Raw genomic sequence first — 19,650 nt, 5'->3', positions numbered from 1 at the left:
ACTTAAGATTAAGCGGATCATTTCTCTAGGCTAGCTAAACGTACTGCGACGGCATTTTTGTGCGCATCGAGCAATTCGTTACTGGCTAACGTCATGACCGCTTGCCCCAGTCCGATTAAGCCTTTAGCGCTGAGTTCCTGCACGGTAAAGCGGCGGCTAAAGTCGGCTAATGACAGGCTCGATACGGCGCGGCTGTAACCGTAAGTCGGCAGCACGTGGTTGGTGCCACTGGCATAATCGCCAACTGATTCAGGCGTATAAGCGCCTAAAAACACTGAGCCAGCAGCGCGAATGTTTTTCAGCACCTCACGGGGAAAGCGCGTTTGAATGATTAAGTGCTCAGGCCCATATTGATTAGAAACCTGCGCGGCTTGCAGCATATCGTCAACAACAAAAGTGCGACTGCTCAGTAGCGCCGTTGCCGCGATATCTTGACGTGGCAGGACGGCAAGTTGTCTTGTCAATGCGTCATTCACACCATCCGCGATAGCTTGCGAATCTGTCACTAAAATCACTTGTGAATCAGGGCCGTGCTCCGCTTGCGAAAGCAAATCGGCGGCGATAAATTCGCAATTGGCGTCGCTATCGGCAATCACCAACACCTCAGATGGGCCTGCTGGCATATCGATACACACAGTGCAGCGACCATCCTGTGACACTAAACGTTTAGCTTCCGTCACATAGCGATTACCAGGACCAAAAATCTTATCGACCGCCGGAATCGTTTCCGTGCCAAAGGCCAGTGCCGCAATGGCCTGCGCGCCGCCCACTTGATAGATTTCAGTGATCCCACAGGCATTGGCGGCATAGATAATGGCATCGTTGATCGGCGGTGGGCTGACCAATACTCTTTGTTCGCAGCCGGCGATCTTGGCGGGCAGGGCAAGCATCATCACGGTAGAAATTAATGGCGCGCTGCCACCGGGGATATATAAACCCACTTTTTCAATCGGTTCGCTACGTAACTCGCAGCGTACTCCCGCCTCGGTTTCCATATCAATTGGGCGAAATTGCTGGGCGCTGTGAAACACATCTATGTTCGCCATGGCTTTGGATATCGCTGCTTTCAGCTCTGGCGATACCCGTGCGCTTGCCGCAGCTATTTCGGCTTCGCCCATGCGCAGCTCGCCAATCTTCGCGCTATTGAAGCCATCAAATTTTTGATTAAATTCTTGAATGGCGGCATCACCCCGCGTCGCCACCGCATCGAGAATGGCGCGAACGCTTTGCTCTAAGCCGCTGTCACCAATTAAGGGCGAGCGTTTCAGCGCCGTTTTCTGCTCGGCGGTTGATAAGGTTGACCAAGTTAGGATTTCCATACATTACCCCATCATTTTTTCGATTGGCATCACCAGAATTGAACTGGCACCGAGCGCAGTCAGCTGTTCCATGGTATCCCAGAACAAATCTTCAGTACTGACGGCGTGGATAGCAACGCGGTTAGTATCATCATTTAATGGCAATACGGTTGGATTTTCCGCACCGGGCAGCAGGGCGACGATTTGATCTAAGGTTTCGGTTGGCGCGTGCAGCAGGATGTATTTGCTCTCACGGGCGCGGATAACGCCATTGACGCGGGACAGAATTTTGTCGATGAGTGCTTGTTTAGTCGGCGTTTGGGTTTGGGTCGATTGAATGATGCAGGCCATAGAGCGGTAAATCACTTCAGTTTCGTATAAGCCGTTGGCCTCTAAGGTGGCGCCCGTCGACACGAGATCACAAATCCCATCGGCAAGGCCGGCACGTGGGGCGACTTCAACCGAGCCTTTTAACATACAGTCGCGATAAGTTATGCCTTTTTGTTGCATAAAACGGCGCAGCAGGTTCGGGTAAGAAGTGGCGATGCGTAATCCTTCTAACGAGGAGGCATCGGCGTAACTGAATTCTGTTGGTACGGCTAACGAGAGGCGACATGAGCCGAAATCTAACTGACGCAGTTTGAGGCAATCTGCGGGTTTGTTCAGAGTTTGACGCTCGATTTGTTCTTCTTCGAGCACGTTTTCACCGATAATCCCCATATCAACCACGCCGTCCATCACCAATCCTGGGATATCATCATCACGAACGCGCAGTAAATCGATAGGCATATTGTCGGCGTGAGCGATAAGGCGTTGTTCATTAATGGAAAATTTAACACCACAGCTTTTTAGCAGTTGCTGAGAGTCAGTAGAAAGACGGCCAGATTTTTGGATGGCGATGCGTAAACGGTTCGATTCAGTCATAGTGTTATCTCGCTCAAAAGTATCAAAATTAAAAGATTCAAAATGTGTTGTTTAATCGGTTTAATACGCATGCCGTTAAATGGGCTCTAGCTAAAAACTCTAACAAGAACTCTAGCTAACGTATTGATAATTTATTAAATATCTAAATTTTTATTTAAACTAAAACCCAAATTAACGCCTAAAAGCAAAAACCCCCGGAATTCCTTCCAGGGGTTTATGATCATCTTGAATCAGTCCGCCAGAAGGATATAGTCCTCCGGCAGTGAGCGTCCGAAGGCTACCGCATGTGGTGGTGATGGTGGTGGATAGCGTTCAGTAGTGGGCTCATTTTACTCTCTCGGTATTTAACTTTATTGGCTCAACTGCTCGAAATACAGTAAAGCGTTGAATGCGTTGTTACGGACGTCTATCCGTATAAGTGGATTTAAACTAACCGCTTTTATGAGCCTTTGCAACAGCAATTTTGAATTAAATGAGAATATTTATGCGTTTTTGTGAAAGGCAGGTGGTTATCGCTAAATAAAGCGATTGAGTCTATTTGTTGGCGGAATGTTTAAAGTGGGCCGAAATGTGTTGGTAAGTCGTGCCGAACTAGCATCAGCGTAATCTGTTCCAATGACCGAGAAAGTCGTGAAGTCAATGTGTATGTAATCATTAAGCACAGTCATTCCAGTGACACGCCGTGAATATATCCATATATGCCGCCGTCGAGCCTTCAGCGACGAGTTTATGGCGAGTCACTGGGGAAACAATGGCAATTAATGCTGCGCGTACTCAAATATCTTGTTTTGGGAGCTTTGTATCAAAACTGACTACCCATAATGAACAGCTTTAAATGGCGGCGGATGTATGGCGCGAGGGAAAGAACCCGCGAAATTATCCTTGCTAACTTGTAGTCTTATCTTAAATCAGCATAATGCTTCGAGCCGTTAAGCTTAACGCTATCGTTTACGGCTGCGATTTGCGGCACTAACCAGTGCTTGTGGTTAAGTAAAGTCATCACAATGCACTCGCTCAGCAGCTCAGCAGCTCAGCAGCTTATAGTGTGGCCTTACTACATTTTTTATAACGCTCTCTAAAACCTTGATAAAGGATTGATTCTCCCTTTGACTCGCTCCCGCCAACCGACATCAAAGCATGCACCCTCTAAAGAAACAGTGGCTAAGCCTGCTGCCGCAAAAGGCGCTGCTGCGGTGAGCCGACTCGCGGGCGAAGTGCAACGCGCATTTTTGCCCGATGGAGTATTGTCTAAGCACATTCAAGGGTTTAGTGCGCGAACAAGTCAAATGCAAATGGCGCAGCAAGTGAGTGAGGCGATAGCGTCTAAGAGTAATGTGGTGATTGAGGCGGGCACAGGGGTGGGTAAAACCTTTGCGTATTTGATCCCTGCGATATTGAGCGGCAAGCAAGTTATCGTCAGTACCGGCAGTAAAAATCTGCAAGAGCAGTTGTTTTTTAAAGATTTACCCGCGCTGGTCGCCATGTTGGGGATTGAGCCCAAACTGGCGCTGCTAAAGGGGCGCAATAATTATCTGTGCCAGTGGCGACTCGATAAGCAAATGAGCGAGGCGACACATATCGATGCGCGTTTATTAGATGATTTGTTGAAAATCAATCAGTGGGCGAGCACCTGTAAAGATGGTGATATTGGCGGCTTGACCTCAGTACCTGAGAATTCCTCGGCGCTACCGCTCGTGGTTAGTACCAAAGAAAGCTGTATTGGTAAGCGCTGCGATTTTTATGATGCCTGCTTTACGCGCAAGGCGCGCAGCCGTGCCATGGATGCCAAAATTATTGTGGTTAACCACCATTTATTTTTCGCCGATAGCGTACTGAAAGACACGGGTTTTGCTGAGTTACTGCCCGATCCCGACGTAGTGATTTTCGATGAAGCGCATTTATTGCCCGATATTTGCGTTAACTATTTTGGCCAGCAATGTTCTAGTCGCACTATCGATGATTTTATTCAAAAGCTACTCGCTATTTATCAGACCGAACTCAGTGACACGGGGCAACTCGCGCAATTTTGTCAGCGTTGCCTCGCTAAATTAAGTGACTGGCATAATCAGTTATATTCCTGCGGTGAATCCGACTGGCGTTTAGTGCTGGGAAATAAAGCGCTCGCGGCGGCGTCGTGGGATTTATTAGCGGAATTAACTGCGCTGCAGAATTTATTAATGGCCCATATTGGCCGCAGTGAATTGTTAGATGATATCGCCATCAAGTTGGCGGAGCTGAATAATAAGCTCAGTGTGTTTTTTAACTGCGATAACAATCTGGCGGCCTACAGCATTGAATTTGGTAGTCGTTTTGTGGTGCTGCGAATTTCACCGATCAATATTGCCCGTGAGTGCCAGCAGTTATTTGTGCCTGAAACCAGCTGGATATTTACCTCGGCAACTTTGCAGGTTAACCGTAGTCTCGCCCATTTCGCCCGAGAAATGGGTATCGTCGATGCGCAGCAAAGCATTCTCGACAGTCCCTTTGATTATCCCCGCCAAGCGGTATTTTGTGTGCCGAGACAACTCGGCAGCGTGACCAATCAACAGCAAGCATTAAAACAGCTGGTGGAGGTGTGCGTGCAAGCGATAGACGCAGCGCAGGGACGGACTTTTATTTTATTTACTAGCCACAAAATGCTCGAACAAGCAGCGCTGGCACTGCGAACTCGCACTCAGTATCCGCTGCTGGTACAAGGTCAAGCGGGTAAACAGAGTCTGCTGACGAAGTTTCGCCAACTCGGCAATGCGGTATTGCTCGGCACCAGTAGTTTTTGGGAAGGGGTGGATGTGCGCGGCAAATTGTTAAGCTGCGTGATCATCGACAAATTACCTTTTGTGTCGCCCGATGAGCCCCTGTATCGTGCCCGAGCCGACAATGTGAGTCGTCAGGGACTCGATCCCTTTACTGAAGTGTCCTTACCTCAGGCGATTATTGCGCTGAAACAAGGTGTTGGCCGTCTTATTCGTGATGAAAAAGATCGCGGTGTGCTGATCCTTTGTGATAACCGCATCGTGAATCGCTATTACGGCCAAGCCTTTTTAAACTCACTGCCGCCAATGGCGCGCACCCGTGACCTAGATAAAGCGCTGGAATTTTTAAGGCAGATCCCTTGAGGAAGTGTTCTAAAAGTTCGAAAGCTTACAACGAATTCATAAACAACGGGCTGGCGAGAATTTCGCAAGCCCGTTTTTACCTAGATAAACGCATGTATGTGGCTGATTGCTATTAGAAACTTGCCGTCACGCCCGCATAAATACTGCGGCTCTTTTGAATGTAATCAAGATCGGTAGCCACTTGGTCGCGCTCAGCATCCGTTAGGTTAGTGACGCCGAGTTTGACTCTGAACATAGGATTAATTTGGTAATTTGCCCCTAGGTCGAGTGAACCATAACCTTCTGATTTTACATTGGTGCGTAGATACTGATCGCCAGTGAAGTGGTAGGCGATAAAGGTGGATAAGCCCTCCAATGCCTGCCATTGCAGTTTAAGGTTGTAGCTGTCATCCGGCGTTAGGGTAAAAGGCGCGCCATTTTGCTTATCTTCAGCATCGGTTTTACTGTAATTACCGCTAAAGCTGACCGTGTCGGTTACATCGTACCAAGCCTGTAGTTCCCAACCGGTGATCTTGGCTTCGTTCACGTTTTGGTAAGTTAACACTGCGCCTGGCGTTCTATCCCAGGTTTCTGTGATGATTTTATTTTCTACATCATTGTGGAAGTAGGTGATTGAGCCGCCAAAATCAGTGGTTTGATATTGGGTCGATAACTCGTAATTCACTGAGGTTTCTGGCTGTAGATCGGGATTCCCCGCGACGGTACAGGCGCCGCGACAAGCTGGGATAATATAGTCGGCTTGGGACTGCGACATATTTGGCGCTTTAAATGCCTTGCCACCGCCACCTTTGATTACCCATTCAGAGCTTAAGTTATACACTAAATACACGCGTGGGCTAAATTCGGTGCCGTACACATCGTGGTGATCGACGCGCCCGCCTAAGGTGATATTGAGTTCGCCTAAGCTAAATTCATCTTGCAGATACAAGGCCGACTGGCTGTCGTCTAAGGTGCCATCGCCCAATATGTTGCGGCTGTTTTCAAGCTGGGTCCAACGGTATTCCGCGCCGCTGGTTAACATGTGATCCCCAAGTAGTACTGTGGTTTGGCCGTCGAGATTGTGGTTGGTTTGGGTGATATAACCAATCTCGGCGATCAGCGCCGAGTCGTCAGTTACCTCAACATTTTCATAGTAATAGCGCAGGCGAGTATCTCCCCAGTTCCAGTGGCCATTGTGGGTTAGACCTGAGCTTATCCGCTCGGCTTGTTGGTTATTGGTGAGGATAGTGCCGTAGTTATTCCAATCCGACTCGCGTTCGTCGTTGGCGTAACTTAAATCAAATTGCAGATCTTGCTGGCTATCAATCAACCATTGCAGGTTAGCGAGGGCGCTGATTTCATCTCTGTCTTCTAGCGCATCGATTGTGGGTTTTAAGTCTGAGCGCCAGGCATCGCGTTGATTGCTATCGACGATTAAGTTTGCCAGCAGTTTATCTTTGATCAGCGCGCCGCTGGTGTAGAAATTGTACTTAGTGCTGTCGCCGCCTTTGCCGCTGGTGGGCGTATCGTATTGCACGCCGACACTGGTCTGCCAGTCGTCAGTAGGTTGGCGCAAAATCACGTTAACCACACCGCCTAAAGCTTCGGAGCCATAGAGGGATGACATAGGCCCGCGCACGACTTCGATTCGCTCAATCGCAGACATGGGAATGGATGATAAGTCAAAATCGTTGCCATAACCGGAGGTTAGTGCTTCGCGGGAGTTGACTCGGCGGCCGTTGATTAAGATCAGCGTGTAGTCCGAATCCAGTCCGCGCAGGCTAATTTCATTGCGACCATAGGGCGTGCCTTCACTGATATTCACGCCCTGTAAATAACGCACTGCACTGGCCAGATCGTCTATGACTAGCGCTTCGAGTTCGCTGCGATTAATCACAGACACAGAAGCGGGCGCCGACAGTTCCGAATGCTGAGTTTGCGTAGCTGTGATCACCATACGTTCCATTTCTGGCGTGGCATCTTGGGGAGCTGCGGCAGTTGCCCATGCAGCGGGTAACAACAGGCTTAAGCTAATGGCGCGCGATAGCAGGCTCAGTTTAGGAGACAGAGCTGCACCGGATGTATGACTTGTTTTGCGAGTACGGCGGATAAAGCGGGACATATCATTCTTCCTTGGATAATTTCGGCGAATGATAATTATTCTTAAATATCGCATCAAGATCTAAGATCGCGCTTTTGTGTAAATGCCATGTAAATTTTACTGTTTAATAACAGTATGATGGTGGGTATGTCAGTTGTGGATCGCAGCTTGCACCACGAAGCTGATGTTGCTGAGAAACAAATATGAGAAAGCGAATGTGAGAAGCGAATACGAAATAGCGAATGCGAAAAAGTGAAACGCCGCGGTGGGGTAAATCGCGCAAAAATAGTGAGATTAGCCACAAGTGGTCGGCAGCTTCTACAGATTAACTCAAGCTGTAATTATATTTGCATGATTTTAAAGGGTATTTTAATTGGCATACGCTTTGCTGATACTTCTGCTGCAGATGTGTGGCGCTATGCAGCTTTGTGATGTGGAGCGTCGCCATAAAAATTTACAGCCAACATTCACGGAGAGAATATGAATCCAGCATTTTATAGCCTAGCCACAGTCGCGGTATTAACTTTGTCACTCGCCACTACCGAACCCGCTGCTGCCTTAGAAGATACCTTATCTGCCCAAATTGCAGCAGTGGATTTTGCCGTGTTTGACAGTTTCAATAAGTGCGCAGCCCCCGCTGAACTCAAGAAACACGCAGCGTTTTTCGCTGAAGATGTTGAGTTCTACCACGATACAGGTGGCGTAACGTGGAACCGCAAGGACATGATCGCCAACACCGAAAAATATGCCTGTGGCCATTATCGCCGCGAGTTAGTTGCGGGTACGATGAAAGTGTTTCCGGTGAAAGAGTTTGGCGCAATAGAGCAAGGCGTTCACCGTTTCTGCAGCTTTGAAACCGGCAGCTGCGATGGCCTAGCCGACTTTGTGATCGTATGGCGCAAACAGGACGAGCAGTGGAAGGCCACCCGAGTGCTGAGTTATGGGCACAGAACCGCCGAGGCCAAAACGGACTAAACCATTAAACTAAAGCTAGCTTTTAACAAGAAACGAGCCTTTAACAAAATGCAGTAGTCTATTATTGGCGGGCATAGCCACATCTTGCTTCAGTGTGAAGCCTTGTCCGCTGGCTAAACTGCAAATCCATTCAATATCGCGAATACCGCTGGCGGGATCGCGCTGTTTTAAAAAGGCATCGAATTGGCGATTGCTGTCACTGCTGAATTCGCCTTGGTAGTTGAAGGGGCCGTAAATGCACAGTGTTTTGAGTTGAGGGAGATACAGACCAAGACCAGTAAAAAGCGCTTCTACCATATTTTTGCTCATAATATGCAAAGTGTTCGCAGTAAATACGCCATCAATATCAGGTGTTAATCCCTCCACTGGCCATGGCGCGGTAACATCAAGGATAAGCGGTAAAGCTAGATTTTCCCCAGCATTGAATAGCCCGCCTTCTTGCTCGCATCTTGCGCTAATGCCACCAACATACTCAGCTTGATCGCTGGTTTGCCAGATTAAATGGCGTAGATTTGCTGCAAAAAATACGGCATGTTGGCCAGTGCCACTGCCGATTTCGAGTACATGTTGGTTGAGTGAGAATGCCTGCGTTAATACGGCTAAAATCGGCGCTTTGTTGTTTTCGCACGCTTGGGAAAACGGCAGTTGGCTAAGTGGCTGGGCAATGGGTAATAGTGACATAATGGACTCTAGGCAGTTGAGATTAAAAGAGTATGGCGCCGGACAAGCCTATCTTAAACCAGCAAAAAGCATAAGGCTTAAAAGATAAAATGAGCCACGCTTTAATCCTATGTTCTTCAAGCAGAAGCCATTCCCGCTTCCTTTGTTATGTACAGCAAGCGGTTAGCACAATCCACTGTTGACCTCGATCTCAACTCAGATATACTCTCAAATTCTGAACGCTTGTAAAAAATATAAAACAACCGTCGGCGGAAAACGTGTTAACACTCGCGCCTATAAACTAAGACTCAACACCCATTACCAGCACACAGCTTTCAGTACTTAACTTTCAACACTTAACTTTCAACATCAAGGAATGACTATGCCAGCAGAGCGTTGCGCCTCCTACTACAATGCCACCATAAACCAAGAGTCGAATTATCCTGAGTTAGAAGGCGACATTCGCGTCGATGTGGCGATTGTCGGTGGCGGGTTTACCGGTGTGGCAACGGCGCTGGAATTATCCGAGAAGGGCTACAAGGTGGCGCTTATTGAGGCCAACAAAATTGCGTGGGGCGCGACTGGACGCAACGGCGGGCAGGTGACGGGCAGTTTGTCCGGCGATGCGGCGATGACCAAACAACTGCGTCGTCAGATTGGCAATGAAGCTGAAGATTATGTGTGGAATTTACGTTGGCGCGGTCATGACATTATTAAAAATCGGGTGGCCAAGTACGGCATAGAGTGTGATTTAAAGTTTGGTCATATTCAAACCGCTTACCAGATGCAGCATATGCACGAGCTTAGGGCTATGCATGATGAAGCGCAGCGTCGCGGCATGGGGGAGTTTATGACGTTAGTCTCTGCCGATGAAATGCCCGCCTATTTAGGCTCGCCCTTGTATCACGGCGGTTTAGTCAATCGGCGCAACATGCATTTGCACTCAGTCAATCTATGCCTGGGTGAAGCCCGCGCCGCAGCAGGTCTTGGGGCGTTGATCTTTGAAAACTCGCCCGTGCTCGATATTGAAGAAGGCGATCTTGCTACCGTTGTCACCGCCAAGGGAAAAGTGTGCGCCAATAGCGTGCTGATCGCGGGGAATGCCTACCATAAACTCGCGCGTCCTCAACTTCGTGGCATGTTATTTCCGGCGTCCCTAGGCAATTGTGCCACGGCGATTCTGCCCGATGAGATCGCTTCGCAGATTAATCCGCTGGATTTAGCCGTGTACGATTGTCGCTTTGTGCTGGATTACTATCGCCTGACCGCAGATAAACGGTTGATGTTCGGCGGCGGCACTAACTACAGCGGCCGCGATCCTAAAAATGTGGCGGCGGAATTACGGCCTGCGATTGAGCGCACGTTTCCACAATTAAAGGGCGTTGATATCGAATTTGCGTGGGCGGGAATGGCAGGAATTGTGATTAACCGTATCCCGCAGCTCGGCAAAGTGTCGCCTAATGTGTTCTATTGCCAAGGATATTCTGGGCATGGGGTGGCGACATCACACATTATGGCCGAGATCATGGCTAATGCGATGGACGGACAATTGCGTGAATTTGATCTGTTTGCCGGCATGCACCATATCCGTATTCCGTTAAATGAATGGTTTGGTAATCAAGCGTTGGCGTTAGGCATGTTGTATTACACCTTGCGGGAAAACTGGCGCTAGTTTGCGGCGTCTTGTCTGTTATCGCTTCGCTTGTTCGAACTGAGTAATCCGCTCAACAACAGACGGCTCCACAATAAACCTCTCAGCAATAGATTTTTTAGCAACAGACTGCTCCACAAAATACTGCTCAACAACCGGCTGTTCAGAAAAAGATTAGTCCTGTTCGATGAGTTTTTCGGCGAGGTAATCGACCAATACGCGGATCTTGGCCGATAAATGGCGGTTTTGCGGATAGAGCGCCCAAATGCCTTCTTTGGCTTCGCGGTGACCGTCGAGTAAGGACAGTAAATGTCCTGCATTTATATCATCTTCAATATAATAATCAGGCAGTTGAACTATCCCTATGCCTTTTAGTGCCGCATCCCTTAATGCGTAGCCGCTGTTACAATTGAGATTGCCACGGACTTTGATATTACGCTCGCGGCCATTTTCCACAAAGCGCCAGTAATTATGATTACCGATCAAACAATTGTGCTGGCTAAGTTCAGATAAAGTATGGGGCTGGCCGTATTTTTCCACATAACTTGGTGAGGCGGCGACATAGTGAGTACGGCTGCTGAGCGGTTTGGCCATAAGGCTCGAATCGGCGAGTTTTCCGAGGCGAATGGCCAGATCATAACCGCCTTCAATCAAGTCCAAGGTGCGATTGGTCAAGTCGACGCTAAATTCAACGCTGGGATATTGCACCATAAAATCATTGAGTAACGGCATGATAAATTTCTCGCCATAGGCCACGGGAGCCGTGAGTTTGACTAAGCCTTGGGGTGAGTCCTTTAGGTTTGAGATGGCGCGCTCAGCTTCTTCTAAGCCGGTTTGTAATTGGCGGCAATGGCGATAGTAAATCGTGCCTTCTTCGGTTAGCGACACTTTGCGGGTGGTGCGATAAAACAGCTTAGTGCCGAGGCGATTCTCTAAGGCGCTGACTTGGCGGCTCACGTGGGCGGTGGAGATATTCAGTCGCTGCGCCGCTAGGGTAAAACTTTCGGCTTCGGCCACTGCGACAAACTCAGAAATGCCATCCCAGAGGTACATTGTTGTTGCTCAGTAAAAATGAATTGCTTGAATACTAGATTGTCTCTCGTTGAGAAACAAATACAATCTTACTATTCAGTAGCATCAATGAGTAGCGTTAGTGCAATGGGCATCAGCGTATGCAGAGTCGGTATGTTCGAGCCAATATGTTTGAACCAAGATGCTTTAGCTTAAGTAGAATCGATTACAACAATAATTTTCTCTTATTACCTATCAAGGGACGGTAACAATGTCGAACGAAAATCCGCAGTTTATTAAATCAAAGGCCGCTGTTGCTTGGGGACCAGGACAACCACTGAAGATTGAAGAAGTGGATGTGATGTTACCTAAAGCGGGCGAAGTCTTAGTGCGCATTGTGGCCACAGGCGTGTGTCACACGGACGCCTTTACCCTGAGCGGCGACGATCCAGAAGGGGTTTTCCCCGCAATTTTAGGCCACGAAGGCGGCGGTATCGTTGAGCAAGTGGGCGAGGGCGTGACTAGCGTGCAAGTGGGCGATCATGTGATCCCACTTTATACCCCAGAGTGCGGCGAGTGTAAGTTCTGCCTATCTGGCAAGACTAACCTGTGCCAAAAAATTCGTGCGACCCAAGGTAAAGGCTTAATGCCCGATGGCACCACGCGTTTTTATCTCGATGGCAAACCTATTTTCCATTACATGGGCTGCTCGACCTTCTCTGAATATACTGTGCTGCCTGAAATCTCATTGGCGAAAGTCAATAAGAGCGCACCATTAGAAGAAATTTGTCTGTTAGGTTGCGGCGTAACCACTGGCATGGGCGCTGTGATGAACACGGCCAAAGTGGAAGAAGGCGCAACCGTGGCGATTTTCGGCCTCGGCGGTATTGGTTTATCGGCGATCATTGGTGCGACTATGGCAAAAGCCAGCCGCATTATCGCCATTGATATCAACGAGTCTAAGTTTGAGTTAGCCAAAAAACTCGGTGCGACCGATTGCATCAACCCTAAATTACTCGATAAGCCCATCCAAGAGGTAATCGTTGAAATGACCGACGGCGGCGTAGATTACTCATTTGAGTGTATCGGCAACGTCAACGTGATGCGCAGCGCTTTAGAGTGTTGTCATAAGGGCTGGGGCGAGTCGGTCATCATCGGTGTTGCCGGTGCTGGTCAAGAGATTTCAACCCGTCCATTCCAATTAGTTACTGGCCGAGTGTGGCGCGGTTCTGCCTTTGGCGGCGTGAAAGGGCGTTCTGAACTGCCACACATTGTTGAGCGTTATATGGCGGGTGAGTTTAAGCTCGATGACTTTATCACCCACACTATGGGGCTTGAGCAAATCAATGAAGCGTTCGAGCTGATGCACCAAGGTAAGAGCATCCGTAGCGTGATCCATTTTGATAAATAAGTGGTTTCGCACTGTCAATTGATGCTTCAGCTTGATGTGACAAACCGGCAGACAGGTGACAATCTGTCTGCTGTGTTGCACTGAGCAGATGACAAACGCTAAGACAAATGCCATGACTAACTCTAAGACAAGCGTTATGACCAAGCGCTAAAAGATTGAGCTTAAAAGGACTTGTATGACCATAGAAAATATCAGTTGTAACAAGAGTTTCGGCGGTTGGCATAAGCAGTATCGCCATCAATCTCAGTCGTTAAACTGCGAGATGCGCTTTGCGATTTATCTGCCACCTGAAGCGGTGAATAAACCTGTGCCTGTGCTGTATTGGCTCTCAGGTCTAACCTGTACCGATGAAAACTTTATGCAGAAGGCGGGGGCCCAGCGCATGGCGGCTGAACTTGGGATGGCGATTGTTGCCCCTGATACCAGTCCTCGCGGTGACGATGTGCCCGATGCGGCGGATAAAGCCTACGATTTAGGTTTAGGCGCTGGGTTCTACCTCAATGCGACCAAAGCACCGTGGAATCGTCATTACAAAATGTACGATTACATAGTCCACGAGCTGCCAGCCTTGATTGAAGCCCATTTTCCTGTGACTACCCAGCGCGCCATCTCCGGCCATTCGATGGGCGGCCATGGTGCTTTGGTGATTGGCCTGAGTAATCCGCACAGATACAGCTCTATTTCGGCCTTTAGTCCGATTTCGAATCCAAGTAATGCGCCTTGGGGCATTAAAGCCTTCAGTGAGTATTTAGGTGAGAATCGTGAACACTGGCGCCAGTACGATGCCTGCGAATTGCTCAAGCTCGCCATTGCCGAGGTGCCAGTTATGATTGATCAAGGTGAAGCCGATAGCTTTTTAGACACCCAATTGATGCCACAATCGCTGGTGGATATCGCCCATACCAAGGGTTATCCCTTAGATGTGCGGATGCAGCCGGGGTACGATCACAGCTACTACTTTATCGCGAGCTTTATTGAAGAACACCTTAAGTTCCATAGTTTGTACTTTAAGGCCTGAATCGTCGATTCAGCATTCATGCCGATGAGCTAAAACAAAAATGCCGCAACTTTGTGAGTGGCGGCATTTTTTATGGTGCGATTTAAGCGATTAGTGGGAGTGAACTAACACTCAGCACTTAGCACTCAACAATGTTTACCGCTAGACCGCCTTTGGCGGTTTCTTTGTATTTGCTGCGCATGTCTCTGCCGGTATCCATCATGGTTTTGATCACTTTATCCAGTGAAACCTTATGGTTACCATCACCACGTAGGGCCATACGAGAGGCGTTGATCGCCTTGATCGCGCCCATGGCATTACGTTCGATGCATGGTACTTGCACTAGACCGCCCACAGGATCGCAGGTTAAACCTAAGTTATGTTCCATGCCGATTTCAGCTGCGTTTTCAACGTGCTCAACCGTGCCGCCCATGATTTCAGTCAGTGCGCCAGCAGCCATAGAACAGGCTACGCCGACTTCACCTTGACAACCTACTTCGGCGCCAGATATTGAGGCATTTTTCTTGTACAAAATACCAATTGCGGCGGCGGTTAATAGGTAACGGGCGCAGACATCAATATCCACTTCTTGTACGAAAGTATCGTAGTAGCATAATACTGCTGGGATAATTCCCGCAGCGCCGTTTGTGGGTGCTGTCACTACGCGATCGCCGGCTGCATTTTGCTCGTTGACCGACAGGGCGAATAAATCGACCCAATCCATAGCGGTTAATGGATCGACATTGTTACGGCCTTCTGCTTTCAAACGACGGTACAGGGCAGGGGCGCGGCGACGCAGTTTTAAGCCGCCAGGTAGAATGCCTTCCTTCTGATAGCCGCGTTCGATACAGGTTTTCATGGTCTGCCAAATGTTCCACAGCTTGGCTTTGACTTCATCTTCGGTGGCTAAACTCAGTTCGTTCGCCATCATCAAAGAAGAAATACTCAGACCTTGTTCGCCACACAATTCTAATAATTGCGCTGCGCTGCCAAAATCAAAAGGGGCCGCTTCGATTTGTGATGCTGGGGATGCGTTACGTTGGCTGATTTCGTCTTCATCTAAGATAAAGCCGCCGCCGACAGAATAATAAGTACGCTCGAAAAGACACTCATTTTTACAATAAGCGTACAGGGTCATGGCGTTGGCGTGGGCTGGCAAGGTTTTGCGTCTGTGGTAGGTAATGCCTTGCTCGCGGGTAAATTTAACCACTTTGCCACAGTGCAACGTTAAGGTTTCGTCCTTGGATACGTGCTCTAAAATGCCGTCGATACTATCAGTGTCTACGGTTTCTGGATCTTCACCCATTAAACCTAAAATCACTGCTTTGCCCGTGCCGTGGCCTTTGCCTGTTTGGCCGAGGGAGCCAAAGAGCTCGGCTCTTAATTCATCAATCTGGGTCACGAGTCCTGAGTCAGTCAGGTTTTGCATAAATATTTTGCCCGCTTTCATTGGGCCGACAGTATGTGAACTCGATGGACCTATGCCGATCTTGAACATGTCAAATACGCTAATCATGATAGAAGTCCTGTTGTGTCTTGTTTATTATTTTAGTCTGAGTGCATGGGATTGCTCGCTCTGCAGATTGAAGCACGCTAATCTTCAACGTGAACTCTGGTCAATGGCGGCGCTCTTTCATGCGAAATCTGCTTGTGTGATACTCTAGCTTCAGTATCCCATAGATTAGCGTGACAATTCACATTAGTTTTTTTAATTCATTATAGTTCGGATAAGCTGAACTTAATTGGGACTTTTTTGTTGACCATTTTATGGCCAAGAATACAGGCTTTAAAAGCGCTACAAGGGCAGATGGTTCGCTTTTTTGGGCTTTTTTGTGAGCGCGACCCACTTATGGCTTGAGTGGTTATTTTTTGAGTATTAATGAAAATTTTTAGGGAGAAGTATGAGCTATTTAATGTTGGACCTACTGTCGTTGGACGTCAGTGAGGCAGAATCTGAGATGCTACGCCATCCACAGGTGGGTGGTTTAATTCTATTTTCCCGTAATTTTTCAAGCCGTGATCAGTTGATCCGTCTGGTACAACAGATACGCCAAATCCGCCCTGAACTATTAATTGCCGTCGATCATGAGGGTGGCCGAGTACAACGCTTCCGCGATGGCTTTACCATTATTCCCGCTATGGGCGACATTCTACCCGCAGCAAAGGGCGATATGGTATTGGCCAAGCGTTGGGCCTGTGAGCTCGGTTTCTTGATGGCGATTGAATTACTGGCCTGCGATATCGACTTAAGTTTCGCGCCCGTGCTGGATTTAAACGGTGTGAGCCAAGTTATAGGTAAACGCAGCTTTAGCCCAGAGCCCGCTGAGGTCATTACACTGGCCGAAAGCTTCATTGCGGGCATGGCGGCCTCAGGCATGGGCGCCGTGGGTAAACATTTCCCCGGACACGGCAGTGTGGTGGCGGATTCGCACTACGAGAAACCGATTGATGAGCGCGATGCCGAGGCGATTTTTGCAAAGGATATCCTGCCGTTTAAAGAATTGATCGCAAAAGAAAAGTTATTAGGCGTGATGCCCGCGCACGTGGTTTATCCTAAAGTTGACCCCAACTCTGCGGGCTTCTCTGAATACTGGCTAAAACAAGTGCTGCGCAAAGAGCTTGGCTTTAACGGCGTGATTTTCTCTGACGATCTTGGCATGCAAGGCGCTGGATTTGCTGGCGATTATCGTGCAAGGGCCAGCGCGGCGTTAGCTGCCGGCTGCGATATGATTTTGGTGTGCAATGACAATGCGGGCGTGATGTCGCTGCTGGATGGCTTTACATGGCCAGCGAGCGCGCCGCAGTATCCAGCAAGTTTACTTAAACCCAATGCCGTACAAACGGCCGCAGCGCTCGATAATACCGCCCGTTGGGAAAACGCGAAGCAGCTTGCCGAGCAAATTTGTTTGGCCCAACAGGCGAAAGTTTGATGTAGCGCAAGGTGTGAGATCACTCTTTTGCTAGGGTTAGTTAATTCACTGTAATCAAAAATGATTAAAAGGCCTTGATATGATTTTCTATCTTCATGGATTTGATGCGACTAGCCCAGGTAATCACGAAAAAATGCGTCAGCTGCAATTTATCGACCCTGATGTACGTTTGATCAGTTACAGCACCTTGCATCCTAAGCACGACATGCAACACTTGCTCAAGGAAGTCGCTAAGCAAATGAAGCATAGCGACGATCCCGCGCCGTTAATGGTCGGCGTGGGACTTGGCGCTTATTGGGCCGAGCGCATTGGTTTTTTAAATGGGCTTAAATCTGTGCTGATTAATCCTAATTTGCACCCAGAAGATAATATGCAGGGCAAGATTGATCGCCCAGAAGAATATGCCGATATTGCCAATAAGTGCGTGTCGCAATTTCGTGAAAAGAATACTCACAAGGCCATGTGCATATTTTCTGTGAATGATGAGATGTTCGATAATCAGCAACTCGCCAGTGAATTAAGCGCCTATTATTCGATTGATTGGGATGACGTTCAACCCCACAAATTCCCCCAACTCGCCGCACATCTGCCCAAAATAAAAGCCTTTAAATTGGCTTGATTGATATCGATTTGATAAAGGTAACACTCCTCTTTTTATATTTAAGAGGGGGGGGGATTTGACTCATCGGCTATTCCGCCTTATGGTTTTGGCTTTTAATACTTCATGTGGCGCATCTTGCGACTTTGAATATGAGCGTGACTATGGGTATATATTTCAGTAGGGCATATTGAGGGCTCTAGATTATAAAATCGACTATGTTGGTTTTGGATAGAAATGTGTTGGTAATCAGCGCGGGGGATCGGCAACTTTGGTTTTGGGTTTTGGGTTTTGGGTTTTGGGTTTTGGGTTTTGGGTTTTGGGTTTTAGAGGTTTAGCGTTGGCTGGTATCCACGCATATAGGCTTGCCATGGCATTGACTCATCGACTCGCAGCCAGTCCGTCCGTGGATGCTCGACCGCCCCGTCCATGGGGCGGACGGTCGTCTCGCCAATCACCATGGCTCACCTTTCGTGCATTCACGTAACCTGTAGATTTAAAAGACATACGCAACACACTTTTGGACAAAACCTTGTTAGATAATTGACTCTTATGAGCCAGATTCGGATTAGCTATTCTATTAGTAATGCTTCATTTGGCTACAAACTAATCAATGATCGATATAACCAGTCGGAATTGGCATAACAGGGACATGAATCAGTTCTCTAGAGATTTGATTCATCTTAAGAGAAAAAACTGCCACAGAATAGCCGCAAATGGTGCGCTAGAGCGGGTTTTATCGGTTGGCGTGAATCAGTCTGGTGTAGAGTGATTCAAGGGCGAGTAAATTTCCGCAGAGCTTTGTTATGCATGGCTTCCATCCGGTAGTTTCAACTCCAATTTAGCGTTGAATTCTTTTGGCGTAGTTATTACGGCGATATCGCTCAAGTCACCCATTTCTAAGGTATACGGACTTGGTTCCGGACGATTAGTATCAATCTTTATCCTATACTCGCGTTGATGAGAAAATAAACTCCGCTTTTGGTAGCCGAGCTTAGCCTCTGGCATATTTCCGTGAAACTCATGCTCATTGAAATAGTCAACCAACCCAAGGTTTCCATGAAAATTGAGCTTTTCTATTGCAGATTTACAGCGCTCGATAAACTGCGATGCGTTCAAGATAACAACACAAAACTTACCTAAGCCAAAACATGAGTCATGAAGCTCAATAGTTCGTTTGAAATCCGATAGCGTTTCCGATGAAACGGTCTCATGACCTCGACTATTCAGAGAATATATACAGAATACATTATGAGCTAGCAGATTATCTCCTTGCACAACTATAGGAGCTGCCAAATCCGAAGCGGGAATAATATGCTCGCCAAAACGAAGTTCACCCACTTTATCAGGCTGATATAGAGCTACAACTCCTTCATACTCGTCGCCGCGTAATTCGCCAGATTCATCCTTGTACTCTTTGAATGAACGAATGGTATTCATGAACAATTTACCGCTCACAAAGTCTTGTGCGTATTCTCTTTTTTCAAATATTTTAACAAAAGCAAATATGGTAGACATTCTCACTCCCTAAGATGCATAACACTGCTATATAAAGACGCGCGTTAGTGCGTCCAGTGGAGGCCCCTTTAGGGCCGGAACGATTTTTGATAGCCTTGTTATAAAGATGCATTAGGCTGGGCGGAGTTTTCTCCAAACAAACCTAGTATTAGTGAAGCGACCACAGCAACAACCCATTTAGACTTTAGTTTGCATTTATATTCCATACGCGCCTCCATTTTCAATTTAGTTGCTGATTTTGTTACTTGCTTTACTTCAGTAGGATTCGAACCTACGTAACGACTACTTTGCGATGTTGATTGATAATTTAACATTACCGTTGCACTGCAGTCGCCCCACCCACTCTAATGCACCCTCGAATATTCGTAACACCCGCCTAAGGGGCTGGCAACGTATTACCACTGAACCAAAACACAACAACCGTAACCACCGCGGCTCAATGAGACTGGAAACACCACGCGTTAACAGTCCCTCTTGAGGC

At 47.9% G+C, this 19,650-nt stretch carries 14 protein-coding genes; 7 read left to right on the top strand and 7 right to left on the bottom strand.

The window, feature by feature from the left end:
- Window positions 1–17: 17 nt before the first annotated feature.
- Together hisD and hisG are read right to left on the bottom strand one after the other, a co-directional pair.
- Entirely contained in the window at window positions 18–1,319 is a 1,302-nt protein-coding gene (gene hisD / locus Q4Q50_RS20785; protein ID WP_311900923.1) for a histidinol dehydrogenase, read from the bottom strand.
- A gap of 3 nt (window positions 1,320–1,322) precedes the next feature.
- A complete protein-coding gene (gene hisG, locus Q4Q50_RS20780; protein ID WP_006086295.1) occupies window positions 1,323–2,222 on the bottom strand; it encodes an ATP phosphoribosyltransferase in 900 nt (299 codons plus the stop codon).
- A 1,106-nt stretch (window positions 2,223–3,328) separates the two neighbouring features.
- On the opposite strand from hisG, the gene yoaA reads away from it, so the two are divergent.
- Window positions 3,329–5,338, top strand: a complete 2,010-nt coding sequence (gene yoaA, locus Q4Q50_RS20775; protein ID WP_311900922.1) for a DNA repair helicase YoaA — start codon at window positions 3,329–3,331, stop codon at window positions 5,336–5,338.
- Window positions 5,339–5,450: 112 nt separating this feature from the next.
- Here the strand turns inward: yoaA and Q4Q50_RS20770 are convergent, their stop codons facing one another.
- Complete coding sequence (locus tag Q4Q50_RS20770; protein ID WP_311900921.1) at window positions 5,451–7,439, bottom strand: TonB-dependent receptor domain-containing protein; 1,989 nt, start codon at window positions 7,437–7,439, stop codon at window positions 5,451–5,453.
- Between the two features lie 459 nt (window positions 7,440–7,898).
- On the opposite strand from Q4Q50_RS20770, the gene Q4Q50_RS20765 reads away from it, so the two are divergent.
- The gene (locus Q4Q50_RS20765; RefSeq protein WP_311900920.1) at window positions 7,899–8,393 is read left to right on the top strand and encodes a DUF4440 domain-containing protein; all 495 of its coding nucleotides are present in this window, start codon (window positions 7,899–7,901) and stop codon (window positions 8,391–8,393) included.
- A 15-nt stretch (window positions 8,394–8,408) separates the two neighbouring features.
- Here the strand turns inward: Q4Q50_RS20765 and Q4Q50_RS20760 are convergent, their stop codons facing one another.
- Window positions 8,409–9,074 (bottom strand): DUF938 domain-containing protein, encoded by a 666-nt coding sequence (locus Q4Q50_RS20760; protein WP_311900919.1) that lies wholly within the window; start codon window positions 9,072–9,074, stop codon window positions 8,409–8,411.
- A 361-nt stretch (window positions 9,075–9,435) separates the two neighbouring features.
- Here Q4Q50_RS20760 and Q4Q50_RS20755 point away from each other — a divergent pair, with 361 nt between their 5' ends.
- Complete coding sequence (locus Q4Q50_RS20755; protein WP_311900918.1) at window positions 9,436–10,725, top strand: NAD(P)/FAD-dependent oxidoreductase; 1,290 nt, start codon at window positions 9,436–9,438, stop codon at window positions 10,723–10,725.
- Between the two features lie 153 nt (window positions 10,726–10,878).
- On the opposite strand, the gene Q4Q50_RS20750 is transcribed toward Q4Q50_RS20755, so the two are convergent.
- Window positions 10,879–11,757 (bottom strand): LysR family transcriptional regulator, encoded by an 879-nt coding sequence (locus Q4Q50_RS20750; RefSeq protein WP_006086303.1) that lies wholly within the window; start codon window positions 11,755–11,757, stop codon window positions 10,879–10,881.
- A gap of 229 nt (window positions 11,758–11,986) precedes the next feature.
- Here Q4Q50_RS20750 and Q4Q50_RS20745 point away from each other — a divergent pair, with 229 nt between their 5' ends.
- Together Q4Q50_RS20745 and fghA are read left to right on the top strand one after the other, a co-directional pair.
- Complete coding sequence (locus Q4Q50_RS20745) at window positions 11,987–13,126, top strand: S-(hydroxymethyl)glutathione dehydrogenase/class III alcohol dehydrogenase (RefSeq protein WP_220777801.1); 1,140 nt, start codon at window positions 11,987–11,989, stop codon at window positions 13,124–13,126.
- A 175-nt stretch (window positions 13,127–13,301) separates the two neighbouring features.
- Window positions 13,302–14,144, top strand: a complete 843-nt coding sequence (gene fghA / locus Q4Q50_RS20740) for an S-formylglutathione hydrolase (protein ID WP_311900917.1) — start codon at window positions 13,302–13,304, stop codon at window positions 14,142–14,144.
- A 118-nt stretch (window positions 14,145–14,262) separates the two neighbouring features.
- Here the strand turns inward: fghA and Q4Q50_RS20735 are convergent, their stop codons facing one another.
- Window positions 14,263–15,639 carry an L-serine ammonia-lyase gene (locus tag Q4Q50_RS20735; protein WP_106650679.1) on the bottom strand — a complete coding sequence of 459 codons (1,377 nt, stop codon included), beginning with the start codon at window positions 15,637–15,639 and terminating at the stop codon, window positions 14,263–14,265.
- A gap of 385 nt (window positions 15,640–16,024) precedes the next feature.
- Between Q4Q50_RS20735 and nagZ the strand changes: the two genes are divergently transcribed.
- A complete protein-coding gene (gene nagZ / locus Q4Q50_RS20730) occupies window positions 16,025–17,053 on the top strand; it encodes a beta-N-acetylhexosaminidase (protein WP_311900915.1) in 1,029 nt (342 codons plus the stop codon).
- A gap of 79 nt (window positions 17,054–17,132) precedes the next feature.
- Window positions 17,133–17,672: an alpha/beta hydrolase YcfP gene (gene ycfP, locus Q4Q50_RS20725; protein ID WP_220590378.1), complete on the top strand. Its 540-nt coding sequence runs from the start codon at window positions 17,133–17,135 to the stop codon at window positions 17,670–17,672.
- A 783-nt stretch (window positions 17,673–18,455) separates the two neighbouring features.
- Here ycfP and Q4Q50_RS20720 read toward each other — a convergent pair.
- Window positions 18,456–19,169 carry a hypothetical protein gene (locus tag Q4Q50_RS20720; protein WP_311900914.1) on the bottom strand — a complete coding sequence of 238 codons (714 nt, stop codon included), beginning with the start codon at window positions 19,167–19,169 and terminating at the stop codon, window positions 18,456–18,458.
- Window positions 19,170–19,650: the final 481 nt, after the last annotated feature.

The organism is Shewanella scandinavica, from assembly GCF_031932065.1.
Taxonomy (GTDB): domain Bacteria; phylum Pseudomonadota; class Gammaproteobacteria; order Enterobacterales; family Shewanellaceae; genus Shewanella; species Shewanella baltica.
Note: the sequence above shows the minus strand (reverse complement) of the source record. Positions and strands in the feature narration are given on the sequence as shown.